Here is a 575-nt window from a genome sequence, read left to right as displayed (position 1 = left end):
AGAATCACATATCATGGATTAATAACTAGGGCAGAGGCAGTTTATTTGGTTGTAAATAAATTCTTTAAAGATGAGTTAAAGGAAGTTTCACCAACTGATAAAGCATTTAAAGATACTGAAAATGCACATGATTTAGCATTAGAGGTAGGGTTTAAATATAAAGACGATACAGGCAAAATCAAGACCAAAGACAGGTGGCAGTCCTATACCCTAGCTTACATGATTCAAAATCCCGAGGAAGGTATGCAAGAGGATTTATATAAGGCTATGGTAGTAGCTAGGAAGTTAGGTTTACTTAACTACACCTTAAACGATTTAAACTTATCTCACTACAAAAAGGCAGATTTATTCAGTCAAGATGATGATATTTCAGATTGGGATAAGCCATTAAGCAAGAAAGACGCAATTCACCTTATGATAAATACCGAAATAGCTTTAAACTTTACACAAGGCAAGTATAAAACAACAAAAGAATTTGGAAAAATGCAACCTAACGACAAGGTAAGTTTAATCGGTAACCATACAGAACCCAACACAGGTATTCACTACGGAGATAACTGGGTAGACGCTTGTGA

Annotated in this window: 1 protein-coding gene; it reads left to right on the top strand. The window is 35.0% G+C overall.

Annotated features, from left to right (window positions below; genetic code table 11):
• A partial coding sequence (locus tag CLTEP_RS15030; protein WP_161938392.1) for a hypothetical protein occupies nt 1-575 on the top strand: 575 nt, incomplete at both ends.

The sequence above is a fragment of the Clostridium tepidiprofundi DSM 19306 genome, assembly GCF_001594005.1.
Taxonomy (GTDB): domain Bacteria; phylum Bacillota; class Clostridia; order Clostridiales; family Clostridiaceae; genus Clostridium_AC; species Clostridium_AC tepidiprofundi.
This window is presented reverse-complemented; position numbering and strand designations above follow the sequence as displayed.